This is a genomic window from Geomonas azotofigens, from assembly GCF_018919395.1.
Classification (GTDB): Bacteria; Desulfobacterota; Desulfuromonadia; order Geobacterales; family Geobacteraceae; genus Geomonas; species Geomonas azotofigens.
Genome location: NZ_JAHLME010000004.1, coordinates 307,968 through 326,658, shown reverse-complemented (window position 1 = coordinate 326,658; position 18,691 = coordinate 307,968). Strand labels below are relative to the sequence as shown.

17 protein-coding genes are annotated in these 18,691 nt (G+C 64.3%); 13 read left to right on the top strand and 4 right to left on the bottom strand.

The features are described from left to right. Positions 1 to 41: 41 nt before the first annotated feature. From KOL99_RS15610 to KOL99_RS15590, 5 genes are all read left to right on the top strand, one after another. A complete protein-coding gene (locus KOL99_RS15610; RefSeq protein ID WP_216511394.1) occupies positions 42 to 566 on the top strand; it encodes a cytochrome c3 family protein in 525 nt (174 codons plus the stop codon). A gap of 46 nt (positions 567 to 612) precedes the next feature. After that, on the top strand, positions 613 to 1,530 hold the full coding sequence (locus KOL99_RS15605; protein ID WP_216511393.1) for a 4Fe-4S dicluster domain-containing protein: 918 nt from the start codon (positions 613 to 615) through the stop codon (positions 1,528 to 1,530). After that, a complete protein-coding gene (locus KOL99_RS15600; RefSeq protein ID WP_216511392.1) occupies positions 1,527 to 2,882 on the top strand; it encodes a polysulfide reductase NrfD family protein in 1,356 nt (451 codons plus the stop codon). Before KOL99_RS15605 ends, KOL99_RS15600 begins: the two co-directional genes overlap by 4 nt. A gap of 159 nt (positions 2,883 to 3,041) precedes the next feature. Then, the gene (locus tag KOL99_RS15595) at positions 3,042 to 3,884 is read left to right on the top strand and encodes a cytochrome C (RefSeq protein ID WP_216511391.1); all 843 of its coding nucleotides are present in this window, start codon (positions 3,042 to 3,044) and stop codon (positions 3,882 to 3,884) included. Between the two features lie 64 nt (positions 3,885 to 3,948). After that, positions 3,949 to 4,506 carry a menaquinol oxidoreductase gene (locus KOL99_RS15590; protein ID WP_216511390.1) on the top strand — a complete coding sequence of 186 codons (558 nt, stop codon included), beginning with the start codon at positions 3,949 to 3,951 and terminating at the stop codon, positions 4,504 to 4,506. Between the two features lie 9 nt (positions 4,507 to 4,515). On the opposite strand, the gene KOL99_RS15585 is transcribed toward KOL99_RS15590, so the two are convergent. The 3 genes from KOL99_RS15585 to KOL99_RS15575 form a co-directional block, all read right to left on the bottom strand. Continuing rightward, on the bottom strand, positions 4,516 to 4,752 hold the full coding sequence (locus tag KOL99_RS15585) for a hypothetical protein (protein WP_216511389.1): 237 nt from the start codon (positions 4,750 to 4,752) through the stop codon (positions 4,516 to 4,518). Positions 4,753 to 4,893: 141 nt separating this feature from the next. Beyond that, positions 4,894 to 7,365, bottom strand: a complete 2,472-nt coding sequence (locus tag KOL99_RS15580; RefSeq protein WP_216511388.1) for a molybdopterin-dependent oxidoreductase — start codon at positions 7,363 to 7,365, stop codon at positions 4,894 to 4,896. 55 nt (positions 7,366 to 7,420) lie between these two features. After that, positions 7,421 to 9,433, bottom strand: coding sequence for an FAD-dependent oxidoreductase (locus KOL99_RS15575; RefSeq protein ID WP_216511387.1), 2,013 nt, complete (start codon positions 9,431 to 9,433; stop codon positions 7,421 to 7,423). A gap of 362 nt (positions 9,434 to 9,795) precedes the next feature. On the opposite strand from KOL99_RS15575, the gene KOL99_RS15570 reads away from it, so the two are divergent. Both KOL99_RS15570 and coaE read left to right on the top strand, forming a co-directional pair. Beyond that, the gene (locus KOL99_RS15570) at positions 9,796 to 11,433 is read left to right on the top strand and encodes a DUF342 domain-containing protein (protein WP_216511386.1); all 1,638 of its coding nucleotides are present in this window, start codon (positions 9,796 to 9,798) and stop codon (positions 11,431 to 11,433) included. Between the two features lie 16 nt (positions 11,434 to 11,449). Next, a complete protein-coding gene (gene coaE / locus KOL99_RS15565; RefSeq protein WP_216511385.1) occupies positions 11,450 to 12,058 on the top strand; it encodes a dephospho-CoA kinase in 609 nt (202 codons plus the stop codon). A gap of 90 nt (positions 12,059 to 12,148) precedes the next feature. Here coaE and KOL99_RS15560 read toward each other — a convergent pair whose 3' ends face one another. Further along, a complete protein-coding gene (locus KOL99_RS15560) occupies positions 12,149 to 12,931 on the bottom strand; it encodes an IclR family transcriptional regulator (RefSeq protein WP_183345626.1) in 783 nt (260 codons plus the stop codon). Positions 12,932 to 13,258: 327 nt separating this feature from the next. On the opposite strand from KOL99_RS15560, the gene KOL99_RS15555 reads away from it, so the two are divergent. The 6 genes from KOL99_RS15555 to KOL99_RS15530 all read left to right on the top strand — a co-directional run bounded on the left by KOL99_RS15555 (position 13,259) and on the right by KOL99_RS15530 (position 18,460). Continuing rightward, positions 13,259 to 14,884 carry a sensor histidine kinase gene (locus KOL99_RS15555; protein ID WP_216511384.1) on the top strand — a complete coding sequence of 542 codons (1,626 nt, stop codon included), beginning with the start codon at positions 13,259 to 13,261 and terminating at the stop codon, positions 14,882 to 14,884. Between the two features lie 198 nt (positions 14,885 to 15,082). Next, positions 15,083 to 15,292 carry a sulfur carrier protein ThiS gene (gene thiS / locus KOL99_RS15550; RefSeq protein ID WP_216511383.1) on the top strand — a complete coding sequence of 70 codons (210 nt, stop codon included), beginning with the start codon at positions 15,083 to 15,085 and terminating at the stop codon, positions 15,290 to 15,292. 107 nt (positions 15,293 to 15,399) lie between these two features. After that, positions 15,400 to 16,182, top strand: coding sequence for a thiazole synthase (locus tag KOL99_RS15545; protein WP_216511382.1), 783 nt, complete (start codon positions 15,400 to 15,402; stop codon positions 16,180 to 16,182). Next, positions 16,179 to 16,838 carry a thiamine phosphate synthase gene (thiE, locus tag KOL99_RS15540; protein WP_216511381.1) on the top strand — a complete coding sequence of 220 codons (660 nt, stop codon included), beginning with the start codon at positions 16,179 to 16,181 and terminating at the stop codon, positions 16,836 to 16,838. The genes KOL99_RS15545 and thiE overlap by 4 nt, the downstream gene beginning before the upstream one ends. Next, a complete protein-coding gene (locus tag KOL99_RS15535; protein ID WP_216511380.1) occupies positions 16,839 to 17,792 on the top strand; it encodes a TIGR01212 family radical SAM protein in 954 nt (317 codons plus the stop codon). Between the two features lie 11 nt (positions 17,793 to 17,803). After that, positions 17,804 to 18,460, top strand: coding sequence for a fumarylacetoacetate hydrolase family protein (locus KOL99_RS15530; protein ID WP_216511379.1), 657 nt, complete (start codon positions 17,804 to 17,806; stop codon positions 18,458 to 18,460). Positions 18,461 to 18,691 lie beyond the last annotated feature (231 nt).

Genomic DNA, 18,691 nt, shown 5'->3' with positions numbered 1-18,691 from the left:
GAGTCCGACTCCCCACTACTACAGAGCCAGGAGAACATGACATGTCCTCTTACAAACATCTTATAGTTGCCGCGCTTTCCATAGGCGCCATATCGGTGTCCTCCCCTGCTGCGCTGCAGTGCGCGCCGGTGCCGGACTCCATCACCTTGAACCAGAGCGGCAAGCTGTTCAGCCCGTTCACCTTCAACCACGCAAAGCACATCCAGTCCATCAAGGAGTGCGCCGACTGCCACCACCACACCACCGGCACCCTGGTCCTCGACCCCAACTGCGCCCGCTGCCATCAGAACTCGAGCCCGACCGCCGTGGTCTCCTGCAAGGGTTGCCATTCGGCCACCCCGTTCTCCCCGGAGACCCTGGCCGCCAAGCGCGCCGACAAGCAGCGCTACCACCTCGACAAGATGGGGCTCAAGGGGGCCATGCACCAAAACTGCATCGGCTGCCACGCCAAGGTGGGCAACGGCCCGACCGGGTGCCAGGACTGCCATCCGCGCACAAAAGAGGGCGCCGCCTTCTACAGTACGAACCGCAAGGGAGCCAAACCCGCCCATGCAGAAGAGGAATGAGATGCACCAACTACAGCAGCTCATCATGAATTGAGGAGGAACGCTGATGAAACGAAGAAACTTCCTGAAGGCGTGCCTGATAGGCGGGACCACGATAGCGCTGGGCAAGACCAACAAGGGTTGGGCCAGCGGTTCCTTTGAGGGATACCCCGAAGCCATGGGCGTCCTGGTCGACACCACCCGCTGCATCGGCTGCCGCAGCTGCGAGGCTGCCTGCAACAAGGAACAGAAACTGCCGGAACCGGATACCTCCTTCGACGATCCGTCGGTATTCCAACACGACCGGCGCCCGACCGCGAAGGCCTACACGGTGGTGAACAGCTACCAGAAGGGGCAACCGTCGGGCCCCGTGTACCGCAAGGTGCAGTGCAACCACTGCAACGAGCCCGCCTGCCTCACCTCCTGCTTCGTGAACGCCTATACGAAGACCCAGGAAGGGGCGGTGATCTACAACTCCAAGGTCTGCGTCGGCTGCCGCAACTGCATGATCGCGTGCCCGTTCAACGCGCCGGGCTACGACTACGACAGCGCGACCAACCCGGTCGTCAAGAAATGCATCCTGTGCTACGACACCAGGCTCAAGTACGGCAAACCGCCGGCCTGCGTCGAGATCTGTCCCCAGGAAGCGCTCACCTTCGGGCACCGCGCCGACCTGCTCAAGCTGGCACACGAGCGCATCCGCGCCACCCCCGACCGCTACGTGGACCACGTCTACGGCGAGAAGGAAGTCGGCGGCACCAGCTGGCTCTACCTGGCCCCGGTCGGGTTCGACAAGCTCGGCTTCGACACCACGCTCTCGAACGATCCCATCATCTCCAACGTGAAGGATTTCCTCGGCATGGTGCCGATGGTGCTTTCCATCTGGCCGGCGCTGTTCTCCGGCATCCACCTGCTCTGCAAGAACCAGGAGCACGGTGAGCATGGGCATGATACCGATTCCAACCAGGAGGATACCAAGCCATGAAAAAAATGATCCAGCACGGTTTGGCAATAGTGGACTCACCCTACGACGATGACGGCAAGAAGCGCACGCTGGTCAACAAGCTCCTTTTGGGGCTCACCCCGAGCCAGTACCTGCTGCAGGCCTTCCGGAACCCCTTCAACTGGATCCTGGCGGCGATCTTCGCTGTCGGCATCCCGATCCTGATCGGCCGGTTCTTCTTCGGGTTGGCCTGGGCCACCAGCGGCTCCAACGACTACCCCTGGGGGCTGTTCCTGGGTTTCGGCCTCTTCGCCATGGTGCCGCTCTCCTCCTCGGGCTTCCAGCTTGGTACCGCCTGCGAGATCTTCGGCAGGCATGACCTGGAGCCGATCGAGCGGCTGGCGCTTTTGAACGGGCTTTTAGGATACTTCTTCGCGGTCATGTACCTGTTGGCCGACCTGGGGCAGCCCTGGCGCCTCCCCTACCCGATGGTGGTCTCCTTCGGTCCCGCCGCGGTGCTCTTCCTGGTGGCCTGGCACGTCGCCACCTACCTCTCGGTGCAGGTCGCCGAAGTGTCGACCGCCTTCTTCGAATGGATCGGCTTCCCGGCTGGCAAGCGCGCCGTCCGCAAGATCACCCTGGGGCTCACCGTTTCCGGCATCATCCTGTCGACCCTGCACCAGGGGGCGCTGGGCGCGCTTTTCACCTACGCGCCGGGCAAGGTACACCCGCTTTGGTACTCCTCCTCGTTCCAGTGGCTGCACTTCTTCGTATCCTCGCTGCCGGGCGGCCTGTGCATGGTGATCACGGTGAGCACCATCGTGGCCAAGACCATGGCGTGGCGCGGCGACAGCCGCTTCCACGAGAAACTGGACAAGGTGACCGTGTCGCTCGCCAAGGGCGCCTGCATGGGGATCGCCACCTACATCACCATCAAGCTGATCGGCATCGCGCACGACAACAAGTGGGCCTACCTGGACACCGGCTGGGGGCAGTGGTTCATGTTCGAGATCATCGTCGGCTTCATGCTTCCGCTCACCCTGATGACCTACGGGGTGCACACGAGGAAGATGGCCATCGTCCGCATGGGCGCCTTCATGACCGTGTTCGGCGTGGTGCTGAACCGGGTCAACACCGCCATGATCACCTTCAACTGGAAACTGCCGCACCGCGAGATCCCGCCCTGGCGCGAGGTGATCATCAGCCTGACCATCTTCGCCACCTACATCGTGGTCTACCGCTTCATCCTGTACCGGCTCCCGATCCTCTATAAATGGCGCCGTCAGGAGCAGGAGGAGACCGTGCCCGAGGCGGTGCCGGCAGCGGCGCTGGGCCGGCGCGAGGCGAGCAGCGTACCGGTGGCAAGCTACAGCAGCATGACCAAGCTCGATTAGCAGGTGCAGGGGGCGAGCCGGTTCTCAAGGGGACAGGCACCTGACGGAGCCAGTCCCCGCGAGGCCGGCGCCCTCGCAGGGTCTTTCAAGGGAAGTAAGATGCAGCACAGCGGGGCTGACGGCGGCGGTAAGCCGGCGACCCAGATTGGAGATGGAGCCATGTTCGACAAGATCGCAGGAAGGGCCTTGGTTCCCGTAGGGATAGTGGTTACCGGATTTCTGGTGGTCTGCTTCGTGCTCCTGTACGGGGCCATCAAGCAGGTGGTGATCCGGGATTCCATCACGCAGGCCAACAACCTGGCCGGCATCGTGCTCAAATCCACCCGTTACGCGATGATGAAATCGGACTCGGAACTCAACCGCGCCATCATCCGCAACATCAGCGCCCAAAACGGGGTGCAGCACGTGCGCATCTTCAACAAGCGTGGGGTGGTGGCCTTCTCCTCGAAGCCCGAGGAGGTGAACCGCCAGGTGGACAAGAAGGCGGAGGGGTGCGTGGTCTGCCACGAGAAGGCGGCGCCGATCACCACGCTTGGGACCATGCAGAAGGCGCGCACCTTCAAGAACGCCTCAGGCGACGAGATCCTCGCCATAACGGCGCCCATCTACAACGAGCCGGAATGCGCCAACGCAGCCTGCCACTTCCACCCGGCCGAACAGCGGGTGCTGGGAACGCTGGACATCGGACTGTCACAGGAAGCGACGCTGCACTCTCTGGCACTGATCAAGATGCAGATGCTGATCTTTTCCATCCTGACCCTGTTCCTCACCATCGCCGGCGTTATCACGCTGTTAAAGATGATCGTACTGGTTCCGATGAGGAAGCTGCAGGAGTACACTGAGAGGGGCGAGGAAGAAAACGGCACTTCGCGGCCGCCGAACCTTCCCTATGAGCTTGACAAGATCGCACAATCTTACTACTTTATCAGGGCCAAATTAAACGAAATTGAGCAAAAGCCTTTCCAGGCGACGGAGCATGATCCCGTCTGCCAGCACAAGTGACTTTTTTCGTTAGATGGGGGACTGGCTCCGCAGGTGCCCGCCCCTTCAGAGAATCGAGCGAGCGATGGAGCAGGCGGAAAACAACGAGACGGGGACCATGGGGAACGTGGCGCGGGACGCGCAGGGACAGTTGCGCCAGGGACTTCTGGACGAGATAGGGCGCCTGAAACGGTTCTCGAACCGGGGACTGTGGGCGCTTTCCCTGTTTCTGCTTTTGAGTACCGTCGCCTGGCGCGACTTCTGGTTTCTGCCCAGGCCGCAGGAGGTGGTGGCGACGCTGGGGGCGGCGCCCAAGCCGCTCATGATCAGCCTGGTGCTGGTGCTCTACACCTTCTCCGCCATCATACTGAGCCTGTCGCGCATGATGAGCGGCGTGCGCCATCCAAGCAGCTTCTGCCACGTCGGCTACCTGGCCGGCTTCTACCTCTTCTACTATTTCGCCGAGGGGCTCCAGGACAACTACTGGGCCGTCTTCGGCGCCGGCTTCACCATCCTATGCCTGGAAAGCTACCGGATCTGGACCTTCTGCAACGACCAGATCGGCAAGCGCAGCGAGCAACTCGCCTTCCTGGAACGAAACGGCAGGATGCCTCCCGAGGAAAACGAAGAATCCCTCTACTAACCTCCCGCCTCAGTTCTCCGCCGCGCTCACCTTTTCATAGCCGCTGCAGGGCTGCCCGGTCTTCATGCGCGGCACATCGAGCACCGTGTAGATGGTGCAGCGCCCCTTCTGGTGCAGCTTGCAGTCCTCGAAACTGCAGACCACGTAGGCACGGTCGTTGGGACCGGTGAGCATCTGGTCCAGCTTCTCGGCGATCTTGTCGTTCTTTCCCGCCAGCGCCGCTATCTGCGCAAGTTTATCGTCCATGGGCATCTCCCCTTGAGAAGTAGCTGGTTATTGGACCGCCGCTGAGCCAGAAGACTAGCATCATACGCTTCGGCCCGCCATAAAAAAAAGGCCCCGTGCCGGTGGACGGGGCCTCTTCGTCAGTCACGCCGTGACGGCGGGTTACGCTTTTTCCACCTTCACCTCGACCAGGTTGCAGTTCCCCTTGAGGAGCGCGTTGGCGTTGAGGTCGCGGAAGTGGGACGGGGCGAAGAGCAGCCCGGGCTGGACGCTGGCGCTGACCTTGGCCGCCGCGGTGAGGGTACCGTTGCCCGAGGAAAGCTTCACGCTGCCGCCTTGGGCGATGCCGAGCGCGGCCGCGTCGGCGGGGTGCAGTTCCACGAAGCCGGCCGGCGCCACGTCGAGGTTGGCGTCGGAACGGGTGGTGGAGGTGCCGTTATGGAACCCGATGGGGCCGACCAGGAGTTGGAACTTCGGCTGCGCGGGCGCCGCGGGCTTGGCGATCGGTGCCAGCGGGGCATCCGTACGCACCGCGCTCCCCCCCTTGATGGCGCCGCCGCGGGATCCGTCGAAAGGCTGGTACCCCTTGGCCGCGCCCTTGATCTCCTCCATGAGGCTCGCCGGGGTGATCCTCTGGACGTTGCCGGTCAGCCTGTCATACAGGCCGGCCAGGATGGCCCAATCCTCCTTGGCCTGCCCGGGCGCGTCCACCGCCTTGAAGATGGCCTGAACGCGGTTGTCGAGCGAGGTGAAGGAACCGCTCTTCTCGGCGGCGGCGCCTGCGGGAAGCACGACGTGGGCGTAATCGAGGGAATCCCCCTGGAAGACGTCCTGCACCACCAAGAGCTCAAGCTTGCCGAGCGCCTTGCGGATGCGCTGGTTGTCCGGGAAGCCGGCCAGGTCGCATCCCAGGAGGTAGAGGGCTTTGATGCTCCCCTGCTCGATCCCCTCGACGATGCCCCAGATGTCCTTGCCGTCGGCACCGGGGGTGACCCCCATGTCCAAGAGCCCCACGGTGTTGTTCTTGGCGTCGACGGGGAAGATGCCGCCCCCCTGCTCGCTCGCCGAACCGGTGAGGACGGCGAGGTCGGCCAGTGCGGCGACCTTGGCGGAAGCGTCGGCGCTCCTGATCAGGTCGGCGCCGAAGACGATGGCGACGCGGGTCATGCCGGCAAGCTGCCGCACCGCGTTCTCGACAGCGGCCACGGTGACGCCGGCCTGCTGGCAGAGTTCGTCCATGGAGAGCTGCGCGAGGCCGTCCTTGATGTTCTCGGCCCCGGCGGGAAGCGCCACACCCGCGTCGAGGAGCCCCTTCATCAGGGCGTAGATCACCTGGAGCTCGGCGCCGGGCAGGTGCTTCAGGTGCGCGTTGGAGAACTTCCGGAGTTTCACGTCGCGCATGTTCACGAGCACCAGGCGGGCGTCCTTCTTGGTGGCGGCCTTGATGACCCGGTACTCGGCGCCGGTCGCCTCGGCGTTCAGGTCGCAGCCAAAGACCAGGATCGCCTGCGCCTCGTCGAGAGCGTCCAGCTGCTTGCTGGCGCCGGTGAAACCGAAACGCCGCTGCATCTGGGCCTGGGCCTGGGCGAAGCCGAGCCCCGCCTCGGAGTCGAGGTTGGAGCTGCCGAGCCCCTCGCTGAAGATCTTGCGGAACAGGAAGCTCTCCTCGTTGGTGAGCCTGGGTGAGCCCAGACCCGCCACCGCCTTGCCGCCGTCACGCGCCACGATCTCCTTGAGCCTGGAGGCCACGGTGGCCAGGGCGGTGTCCCAGTCGGCCTTGGCGAGGGTCCCGGAGTCCCCGCGCAAAAGCGGCTCGGAGAGCCTCTCCTGGGAGTGCAGGTAGCGGTAGCCGAAGCGGCCGTTGATGCAGAGGTTGCCGTTGTTGTAGCTGTCGTCCTCGCTGGTGACCCGCTCCACGCGCCCGTCCTTGGCGTGGTACTCGATCTGGCAGCCGGCGCCGCAGAAGGCGCAGACGCTGGGGATGCGGTTGAAGGTCCAGGGGCGCCCCTTGAACTTGAAGGGCTTGGTGATCAGCGCGCCGGTCGGACAGGCCGCGACGCAGTTGCCGCAGAACTCGCAGTTGAGCGGCTTGCCGTCCACCGTGTCGATGATGGCGTCCTCGCCCTTGTTGACCACCATGATGGCGTCGCAGCCGACCACCTCGTGGTCCACCTTGACGCACTTCTCGCACAGGATGCAGCGGTTGGGGTCGCTTTCGATGAGCGGCCAGTCGTAGCGGATCTCCTTGCGCTCCAGGATCGCCGAGTAATCCTGCTTGGTCGCGTTGAGCGCGTAGCAGGAATCCTGCAGGTCGCACTCGCCGCCGGCGTCGCAGACCGGGCAGTCCAGCGGGTGGTTCACCAGCATGAGCTCCATGATCTTGCGGCGGGCTTCCCTCAGGGCGGGCGTGTCCGTGGTGACCTCGATCCCCTCCTTGACCGGGGTGTTGCAGGCGGTCATGGTACGCTCCACACCCGCGACCTCTACCGCGCAGACGCGGCAGGCGCCGGTGGGGGAGACCTTCTTGAGCCAGCACAGCGTCGGGATCGTGATCCCTACCGTGGCTGCGGCCTCCAGTATGGTGGTACCTTTCTCGACCTGCACGCTTTTGCCATCAATGGTTAAGCTGACCATATAAAACCCTCAGTATTCGGTGTAATGAATTGCAATAGGTCCCGGCGCTGCCGCCCTAGACGGCGACCATGGCGACCCGGTAGCAGCGCAGGCACCTCTCGGCCTCCCGCACCGCCTGGCTGTTGGCGTACCCCAGCTCCACCTCGCAGTAGTTCTTGAAGCTCGCCCTCTCCTTGCCGTGCACCTCCTTCTGGTGCTCGCGCGAGGCGCTGTCCAGCCACTGCACGTCCTCGTTCTTGTCGTAGACGCCGAAGTAGGTGAGGATGTCCTCCATCCGCTCGTCGTCGGAGAGCTCGACCCCCTTCCCTTCGAGGTAGCGCTGGATCACCTTGGCGGCGCGGTGGCCGTTGCCGACGCAGGCCACGACGGTGAGCGGGCCGATCTCGGCGTCACCGGAGGCGAAGACGCCGTCGCAGTCGGTGATCAGGGTCCTGGAGAGCATGTTGCCCATGCCGTCCTTCAGGTCCTTGCCGTCGTGCCCCTTGAGCGGCACGTACTTGGTGACGATGGTGCTCCACTTGGTGGTGTCGATCCCCGCGTCGGCCGGGATGAAGGAGAGGTCCGCGTCCTGGCCGATGGCCGGGATGATGGTGTCGCACTCGATGATGAACTCGGAGCCCGGCACCGGTTCCGGACGGCGACGCCCGGAAGCGTCCGGTTCGCCCAGGGCCATCCTGATCAGCTCGACCCCGGTGACCTCGTTGTTCTCGTTGGCGATGACCTTGGTCGGGAGCACCTGGAACTCGAAGCGTACCCCTTCCTCGTCCGCCCCGTCGACCTCCCACACATCCGCCGGCATCTCGTTGCGGGAGCGGCGGTAGACGAGCACCGACTCCTCGGCCCCCTCGCGCAGCGCCACCCTGACGCAGTCGATGGCGGTGTTGCCGCCGCCAACCACGAAGACCTTCTTGCCCATCCCGGTGGGAAGGCCCAGGTAGACGTTTCTCAGGAAGTCGATACCGCCGGTCAGGAAGCCCTTGTACCCCTTGTCCTCCCCCTCGACCCCCATCGGCTTTGAGCGGTGTGCGCCCGGCGCGAGGAGCACGGCGTCGAACTTCTTCCTCAGCTCGTCGAGGGTGATGTCCTTGCCCACCCGGGTGTTGTAGATGATCTCGACGCCCAGTCCCTGGATGATGTCGATGTCGCGCTGCAGCAGGTGACGCGGCTGGCGGTAGGGGGGGATGCCCACGGCGACCATGCCGCCGCCTAAGGGAAGCGCCTCGTAGATGGTGACGGGGTACCCTTCCAGGGCCAGGTAGTAGGCGGCGGCGAGACCTGCCGGCCCCGCTCCCACCACGGCGATCTTCTTGGACTGCTTCCCCTTGGGAGCCATCGGCGGGAGGTGACCGTGCTGCCATTCGTAATCGGAGGCGCTGCGTTTGAGCACCATGATGTTGATCGGCTCGTCCACGTTCTTCCTGCGGCAGGCGGTCTCACACGGGTGCGGGCAGACGCGGCCGCAGACCGAGGGAAGCGGCATCGATTCGCGGATGGTCTCCAGAGAATCGCCGAAACGGTAATCCTTCACCGACTCGATGTAGGCGGGGATATCGATGTGGGCCGGGCACTTGTCCATGCAGGGCGCGGTGTACTTCTCGATGTACCGGAATTCCGAGGAGAGGCTCTTGGCGCCGCGGATGTAGTTCACGAAGGCGTCGCGGAAGTGGGTGACCGCGTCGATGACCGGCACCGCCGAGCTCGGGCAGAGCGTGCACTTGCAGTGCGACAGCACGCTCCCGACGTCGAGGATGGTGTCGAGATCCTCCTCCTTGCCGCGCCCCTCCATGATCCCGGAGAGGGCGTCCATGATGACGCGGGTCCCCTTCTTGCCCGGGGTGCACTTGCCGCAGACGTACTTGGTCTGCACCCGCTTCATGTACTCGGCGACCATGGCGGGGATATCGACATCCTTGTTGTACAAAATGATGCCATCCCAGCCGATGAAAGCCGAAAGCGGCCGCTCTCCGTCGTAGGTGGCGGGCAGCTTGAAGGAGACATCCTTCTTCTCGCCCCCCTTGCGGTTATCAACTATGTTTCTGCCCCAGCTGGAAAAAACTACCTCTGCCACTTAGGCCTCCGAAATAGCTGTAAAATTGGCCGCATTATCGGCTAAATATTTACATTTATTAAGTAAATTGTCCGGTGCACATTGTATACAGTATCCAGTTTTTACCACATCACTCAGCTCTAATCAAGCGAAAAATCATGCGGATTATCGCTGTGGTAGGGCGTATACAGCAAGCACCGACCGCGGCGCGCGGCGCTCCTCCGCATAGCTGCAATTAATGGTTGTTTTTGTCGGCGACAGGCCCTAACATCGCTGCGGCACGACGCGACGCGCCCTCTCAAAGAATTCAACTTTTCCCCGGAGACGCCGATACTTAATAGGGACGCGCCCATGAAGACCCTGTGGGCGTCACCGGAGGGGTCATGGAGACCGACATTCTCGACGGCACCGGCCTAAAACTGCAACTGAGCCCGGACCAGAAGTCCCTGCTGGCACAGTACACCCCGGTCACCCAGCGGCGCGCGCTGGACGTCCCGCAGTTGCGCGAGGCGATCGAGGCGCTGGGATACGGCGACCTGTTCCTGTCCGAAGACGCACTGGCGCAGGTGCTCGCCCGCTGTGCCGTCTCCCCGGTGACGTTCACCCTGCAGATCGGCGAACGGCGCGACGCCACCCTCGCCCTGCAGCTCTCCGACGACATGATGACCGCCACCATGACCATCCAGCCGGCCCATGGCGGGCACCGCATCACGCTCGAAGAGGTGGAGCAGGCGCTTTCCCGCGAGGGCGTGGTCTGCGGCATCCTCTATGACGAGATCAAGGCCGCGCTGGAGGCGGGGGAGGCCAGCAAGGTGGCGATCGCCCAGGGAACCCCGCCCGTCCCCGGGGAGGACAGCCAGTTCATCAGCCTGATCCCGGAGATGGCGACCCAGATGCCGCAACTCTCCGACGACGACACCGCCGACTACCGCAACCTTGGGGATATCGTCAGCGTGAGCCTGGGCGACCCGCTCTTGCGGCGCACCCGCCCCACCACCGGCGTCCCCGGGATCAACCTCCTCGGGGTGGAACTCCCCACCACCGACGGGGTCGATCTCCCCTTCGCGGACAACCTGACCGGCATCGCCTGCGACCTGACCGACCCGGACCTGCTGGTCGCCGCCATTTCCGGCTACCCGTCGATCGTGCCGCGCGGCGTCAACGTCGATCCCGTCTTCAAGGTGAAGCGGGTCGACCTCTCCACCGGCAACCTCCGCTTCAAGGGATCGCTGGAGATCGCCGGCGACGTCAGCGAGGGGATGGAGGTGACCGCCACCGAGGACATCACGGTGGGAGGGATCGTCGAGGCCGCCCGGGTCAAGGCCGGAGGGAACATCGTGATCCAGGGGGGAGTGATCGGCCACGGCCACGCCAGCCAGCCGGGCAAGATGGTGAGCCGCCAGGAGATGGCCCAGCTGGAGGCGGGGGGGACCGTGACGGTGCAGTTCGCCGAGAACGCGGCCATCAGCGCCGGCGGAGACATCGTCATCCGCGAACTGGCCATGCAGAGCGACCTCACCTCCGGCGGGAGCATCCTGGTCGGCGAGAAAGGTGGGCGCAAGGGACACATCATCGGCGGGGTATGCCGCGCCATCTCCCTGGTGCACGCCGTCGTCATCGGCTCCCACGCCGGGGTCCCCACCGTGATCGAGGTCGGCGTCGACCCCGCACTGAACCGGAAACTCGAGATGGTGCAGGAAAACCTGACCGAGAAGCAGCGCCAGCTGGATGAGCTCACCAAGACGCTGGCCTACGTCAAGGAGAACCCCGGCAGCATGGAGGCGGGGCTTTTGAACCTGAAGCAGCGCATCTACACCAAGTGCCAGGGAGAACTGGCCGAGCTGACCGGCGAAAAGAAACGGCTGCAAAAGAGGATGGAGATCAATGCCCTGGCCCGGGTCGAGGTGGAGCGCGACGCCTTCCTGGGCGCGCAGATCAGGATCGGCTCCAGCACCCTTCTCGTCGAGGAGGACCTCACCAACCCGACCTTCACCCTGGGCGAGGAGGGCATCGCATATTGAAAAACAAGGAAACGGCATGCGCATCATAGGACTCACCGGGGGGATCGCCTCGGGCAAGACCAGCGCGGCGCAGCTCTTCGAAGAGTTGGGAGCGGCCGTGATCGACGCCGACCAACTGGCACGGGAAGTGGTGCAGCCGGGCGAGGAGGCCCTGGCGCGGATCGCGGCGAGCTTCGGGGAGCAGGTGCTCAACCCCGACGGCACCCTGAACCGCGCCGCCCTCGGCGAGATCGTGTTCGCCGACCCGTCGGCCAGGCGCACCCTTGAGGAAATCACCCACCCCGCCATCAGAAAGCGGGCGGAGGAGAAGCTGGAGCGGCTTCGGGAGGCGGGGACCGGCACCGCCTTCTACGTGGCCCCCCTGCTCTTCGAGGCGGGGATCACCTCCCGCGTGCACGAGGTGTGGGTGGTCTACCTGGACCGGGAGACCCAGCTCCAGCGCCTGATGGCACGCGACGGCCTCTCCCGGGAGGCGGCGCTGTCGCGCATCGCGTCGCAGATGCCCATGGAGGAGAAGAAGAAACTGGGGAAGGTCGTCATCGACAACCGCGGCAGCAAGGAGGACCTGGAGGCGCAGGTGCGCAAGCTGTGGCGTGAGGAGATAGTGGACCGCACCGAGAGGTGAGCCAGGTCGGCAGGCAAGAGCTGCGGGAAGATCTAAAAAAGAGGTACGACGAAAAAGGCCCCCGCTTGCGGCGGGGGCCTTTTCTAATCGCTACTTGTGGTAGCCGAGCTTGTGGGAGATCTCCTCGCCGGAGCGGATCACCAGCGGGATCAGCTCCTTCTCGAGCCGCTCGTCGGTGAAGCGCATCGAGGGGCCGGAGATGCTCACCGCGCCGATGATGCGGCGGGTGTAGTCGCGGATCGGGGCGCCCACGCACTTGACGCCGACATCCATCTCCTCGTCGTCGATGGCGTATCCCTGCTCGGCGATCACCTTGAGGTGCTTCTTGAGCTCCTCGCGGTCGGTGACGGTCTTCGGGGTGTACCGCTTCATCTCCTTGGTGGGGAGGTAGTTCTCAAGTTCCTCGTCGGTCATGTAAGCGATCTGGACCTTGCCGGCGGCGGTGCAGTAGGCCGGCAGACGGGCGCCGACGCGCGGCACGACCCTGACGGTCAGGTCGGTCTCCACCACGTCCAGGTAGACGATGTGGAACTCCTTGAGGATGGCGACGTAGGTGGTCTCGTTGCACTCCTTGACCAGCGCCTCGAGCACCGGGCGGGACTGACGCAAGAGACCCATCTGCTTGATGAAGGTCTGCCCCAGCTCCAGGGTCTTGAGCCCAAGCCGGTAGTTCTCCGTTACCTTGTTCTGCTCTATGTAGTTCCGGGACTCCAGGGTAGCCAGGAGGCGGAAAACGTTGTTCTTGTGAAGCTTCAGCCTCTTGCTCAGCTCGGTCACACCCAGTTCGTCCACCTCGTCGTGGAACTGCTCCAGGAGGTCGAGTGCATGGGAGACGGCCTGAATGATGTACTCAGATTTCTCTTTTTTCGCCATTGGCTGCACCTATAAATATCAGGAAAAATTTCAAACAATATTAACTAGGCCATTTGATAAGCCGTGTCAAGAAAATTAATCTCTTGATAAACCCTTTTAATGTGTTTAAACTCGCCGTACCGCTTCCGCCCCGAAACCCGCCCCATGAGAGAAGCGGTAAAACAGCTTCCACTGGTAAAGTCGGCAGGATGCGGCTGCAGATAGTGTCATACACGAAAAATATAGAATTATGTTCTAGAAATGTCAAGCAACAAGACGTTCGCAGCGATGCGATCTTGATGGTCTGGCGCCGGGGCATCGGCGCCGGCGAATCGGCGGAGAGCGACTGTGCGCCTCAACCTGATTTCCAAGCTTGCCCTTGCCACGGGGCTCGTGCTTTTGTGCACCATGGCCCTGTTCGCCTACCTGAACCTGAGAAGCCTCAAGGGGCTCCTGCTGCAGGAGGCGATCTCCGAGGCCGACCGCATCACCGAGACCATCATCCGCACCACCCACAACCAGATGCTGCGGGACGACCGTCCCCTGTTCTACAAAACCATCGAGGAGATCGGCAACCAGCAGGGGGTGGAGCGGATCCGCCTGATCAACAAGACCGGCCGCATCATCTTCTCCACCGACGACGCCGAGACCGGGACCGTGCTCGGCAAGCGCTCCGAGGTCTGCGCCGTCTGCCACGGCGGCCCCGAACTGCTCCTGACCGCCCCCTCCAAGAACCGCAGCCGCCGCTTCTACGGCAAATCCGGCGCCGAGTTCCTCGGCATCACCAATGCCATCTACAACGAGGAGAGCTGCTACACGGCGAGCTGCCACTTTCACCCGGAAAAATTCAAGGTGCTCGGCGTGCTGGACGTGGTGGTCCCGCTGGACCGGATGCACTCCCTCCTGGACGCCTACCGCGGTCGCATGCTGCTCCTGACCCTGCTCCTGATCACCCTCACCTCGCTGAGCCTCACCTATTTCACCCAGAAGCTGGTGAACCGTCCGGTGCGGGAGCTCCTGGAGCACACCCAGATGCTGGCGCGGGGGGAACTGGACGGCCTGGTGCACAGCTTCGCCCACGACGAGTTGGGCGAGCTGGCCGACTCGTTCAACGCCATGACCGTGAACCTAAAGAAGGCGAGGGAGGAACTGGAGGGGTGGGGACGCGACCTTGAGCTGATGGTGCAGCAAAGGACCCAGGAGATCACGCGCATGCAGGCGCAGCTGATCCGCTCGGAAAAGCTCGCCTCGCTGGGGGAGCTGGTGGCGGGCATCGCCCACGAGATCAACAACCCCCTGACCGGGATCCTCGTGTTCGCCTCCCTGATCCAGAGCAACCCGAAGCTCGACCCGGTCCTCAAAAACGACATCGAGACCGTGCTCAGGGAAACCAAGCGCTGTGCCGGCATCGTCAAGGGGCTCCTGGAGTTCGCCCGCTGCGCACCGCCCCAGAAGACCCCCTGCTCGCTCAACGAGATCTCGGACGCCGCGCTCGAACTGGTCCGGCACCAGATCCTCTTCCAGGACGTCACCATCGCCCGCAACTACTCGGGGCGCATCCCGTCGCTTCTGATCGACCCGAACCAGATTGAGCAGGTCCTGGTGAATATGCTGGTCAACGCCGGGCACGCCCTGCGCGGCGAGGGGATGGTCATGGTGGTGACCGGTATCGACCCGGTGCAGGGGCAGGCCTTCATCAAGATCAGCGACAACGGCTGCGGCATCCCGGAGGCCAACCTGGACCGGATTTTCGACCCCTTCTTCACCACCAAGTCCAACAAGGGGACCGGCCTCGGGCTGTCGGTATCCTACGGCATCATCCAGGAGCACGGCGGACATATCGAGGTGCAAAGCCAGGAGGGGGCCGGGACCACCTTCACCATCCTGCTTCCCATGCCGGAGGCGGAAGCCGCCGCGTCCTCCCCGCCGACCCCGGCGACGGGGCAACACCCGGCCGGACCGGCAAGCGCCTGAAGCCGTATACAAACCCGGCATTTCCCCTCCCCCCTCCCCTCCCCCCTCCCCCTCCCGGGACCCCGCACGGAGCTTAACTGCGCGGAAGAAAACGATTGACAGCGAGGGGCCGTATTGTTAGTTTACGGTCGGGTCAGGCCCGGCTCTTACCGCGGTCCGGCCCGGCCAGCCTCAACGTCACGCAGTACCGGAGCCGCAGTGAACATCACCACCAACGGCGAAGCCGTATCGATCGATCCCCTCACGGTTCAGCAGTACCTGGTCTCCCTCGGCATCGACCCGCGCCGCGTCGCGGTCGAGCTGAACCTGGACATCCTCCCCAAGGCGCAGTACGAGACCACCCGGCTCAAGGAGGGGGACGCCCTGGAGATCGTCCATTTCGTGGGAGGGGGCGCCGTCCGCGGCTAGAGATCTCCCGCCGCGGGCCGTCCGCTCGTCTCCCGCTCACCTTCCGGTCCCGCTGCCGCCGGACCGAGCCGACCATCTGACAAGACGCTACCGATTGGAGAACAGTGATGCCTTTAACAAGTGACAAGCTCGTCATCGCAGGACGCGAATTCGACTCCCGCCTCATGGTGGGGACCGGCAAGTACGCCGACTTCCAGCAGATGGTGCGCGCCATCGAGGTCTCCGGCGCCCAGATCATCACCGTGGCGGTGAGAAGGGTGAACATCTCGGACCGGAGCAAGGAATCCCTCCTAGACCACATCGACCTGAAGAAATACACCCTGCTCCCCAACACCGCCGGCTGCTACACCGCCGAGGACGCCATCCGCACCTGCCGGCTCGCCCGCGAGGCGGGGCTCTCCGACTTCGTCAAGCTCGAGGTGCTCGGTGACGAGAAAACGCTCTTCCCCAACAACGAGGAGCTCCTGAAGGCGGCCAAGGTGCTGATCGCCGAGGGATTCACCGTGCTCCCCTACACGAGCGACGACCCCATCATCTGCAAGAAGCTGGAGGACATGGGGTGCGCCGCGGTGATGCCGCTGGGGGCCCCCATCGGCTCGGGCCTCGGCATCCGCAACCCGTACAACATCCAGATCATCCTGGAGACCGTCAAGGTCCCGGTGATCGTGGATGCCGGCGTCGGCACCGCATCGGACGCGGCCATCGCCATGGAGCTTGGCTGCGACGGCGTACTCATGAACACCGCCATCGCCGGTGCCCAGGACCCGGTCGCCATGGCCGAGGCGATGAACCTCGCGGTCAGGGCAGGCAGGCTCGCCTACCGCGCCGGCCGCATCCCGAGGAAGCTCTACGCCACCGCATCCTCCCCGCTGGCGGGGCTGATCGCGTGAGAGGACTCGACTCCCCCTGGATAGACTTCAACCTCTACCTGATCACCGGGCGCGGCGAGACCCTCGGGCGCAACCTGGAGTTCGTGGTCGAGGAGGCCTTGAGGGGGGGCGTGCGCGCCGTGCAGCTGAGGGACAAGGGGACCAGCACCAAGGAACTCTACGAGACGGCCCAGGAGCTGCGCCGCCTCACCTCGCGCTACGGCGCCAAGCTCTTCGTGAACGACCGGGTGGACGTGGCGCTGGCGGTCGACGCCGACGGCGTCCACATCGGGAGCTCCAGCCTGCCGCTGTACAAGGTGCGGCGGCTTCTGGGCGAGCGCAAGCTGATCGGGGTATCCTGCCACAACCAGACCCAGGCCATCACCGCCCAGGAGATGGGCGCCGATTTCATCACCTTCGGCCCGGTCTACTACACCCCCAGCAAGGCCGAGTACGGCGAGCCGGTGGGGATCGAGAAACTGAACAAGGTGGCGCAGATGCTGCAGATCCCGGTGTTCGCCCTGGGGGGGGTGAACCTGGACAACTGTGCCGAGGCCGTCGCCGGCGATGTGCGCGGCATCGCCCTCATCTCCGCCATACTCTCCGCGCCGGAGCCGCGCGAGGCCGCCAAGAAGCTCCTGGCCCTGCTCCCCCCGCTCGAGGAGCACAACGACTAGATGACCGTCGGCGAACCGATCCATAGCGAACTGCGCATCAACTCCTACGGCTCCTACCTCAGGCGCCGCTTCGGCTGCCGCGTCAGCAAGGTGAACGTCGACGGCGGCTTCACCTGCCCCAACCGCGACGGCAGCCGCGGCACCGGCGGGTGCATCTACTGCGACAACAGTTCCTTCTCCCCCAAGGAGACCCAGGCCCTGATCCCGGTCGAGGAGCAGATGGCCGCGGGGATGGCCTACCACCGCGAACGCCTCGGCAGCGACAAGTTCATCGTCTATTTCCAGAAGTACACCAACACCTACGGGCCGGTGGAGAAGCTCGCGGAGCTGTACCGGCGCGCCCTGGCCCACCCCGACGTGCTCGGCATCTCGGTGGGGACCCGCCCCGACTCGCTCTCCCCCGGCGCCATCGAGCTTCTGACCGACCTGGCGCGCGAGCACTACGTCTGCGTGGAGCTCGGGCTGCAGTCGATGGATGACGCCATCCTCTCCCGGATCAACCGCGGGCACACCCTGGCCGAGTACCTGGACGCGGTGGAGCGGCTTTCCGGCCGCGGCCTGGAGATCTGCACCCACCTGATCTACGGCTTCCCCGGGGAGACCAGGAGCGGCTTTTTGAAGACCGCGCGCCTGATCGCGTCGCTGCCGGTCAACTCCGTCAAGCTGCACCAGCTGCACGCGGTGGAGAACACGAGGCTCGCCGAGATGTACCGGGACGGGAGCTGGCAGCCGATCGGCATCGACGAGTACGTGGCGACCGCCTGCGACTTCCTGGAGGAGCTCCCGGCGCGGGTCGCGGTGCAAAGGCTGTACGGGTCGGCGCCGCTTTCCATCCGGGTCGCCCCCAATTGGAACCTGAAAAACAACCAGATGTGGTACGCCGTGATCAACGAGCTGAGAAGGCGCGGCAGCTGGCAGGGATGCCGGCTTGCCAGCGAGGTCAGGGCGGCCTGAAGAGGAGAACCATGAAGACGGCACAACTGATCGGAAGCGCGGAGCCGGTACGGATCGGCAAGATCCTCTGCATCGGGCGCAACTACGCGGACCACATCAAGGAGCTCGGCAACGAGACCCCGGAACGCCCGGTGATCTTCACCAAGCCCGCCACCAGCGTCATCGGCGCGGGGGAAGAGATCGTGATCCCCGCCTATTCCAGCGACTGCCACCACGAGGCCGAGCTGGCGCTTTTGATCGGCAGGAAGGGACGCGACATTCCCGCCGCCGACGCCCTCTCCTACCTGGCGGGTTACGCCGTCGCCATCGACCTGACCCTCAGGGACGTGCAGGCGGAGCTCAAGAAGAAGGGGCTTCCCTGGGACATCGCCAAGGGGTTCGACACCGCCTGCCCCCTCTCCCCGTTCGTCCCGGCAGCGCAGGTGGCCGACCCGCACCAGTTGCGCATCACGCTCACCGTGAACGGCGAGAAGCGCCAGGATGGCGGTACGGATCTCATGATCCACCGCATCCCCGAGCTGTTGAGCTACCTCTCCTCCATCTTCACGCTGGAGCCGGGGGACCTGGTGCTGACCGGCACGCCCGCGGGGGTCGGCCCGATCAAGAGCGGCGACCGCGTCGTGGCCGAGATCGCCGGGGTGGGGAGCATCGCCGTTTCGGTCCGCTAGAGAGGCTTTAGCCAACAAAGGAGGTTTGCATATGAGCAACGAGAAAAGCTGCCCCGATTGCCAGGGGCTCATGATCCTCATGCCCGGTTGAGGTGGCCTCTTCTGGCGGTGCCAGAAGTGCGGCAAGAAGCTTCCCCTGAGCGGAGACAACTCCAAAGGGTGCGGCTGCAAGTAAAGGAAGATCCCACCACACACCTCCCACCTCCCCTCTCCCGGGAGAGGGGGTGGCGT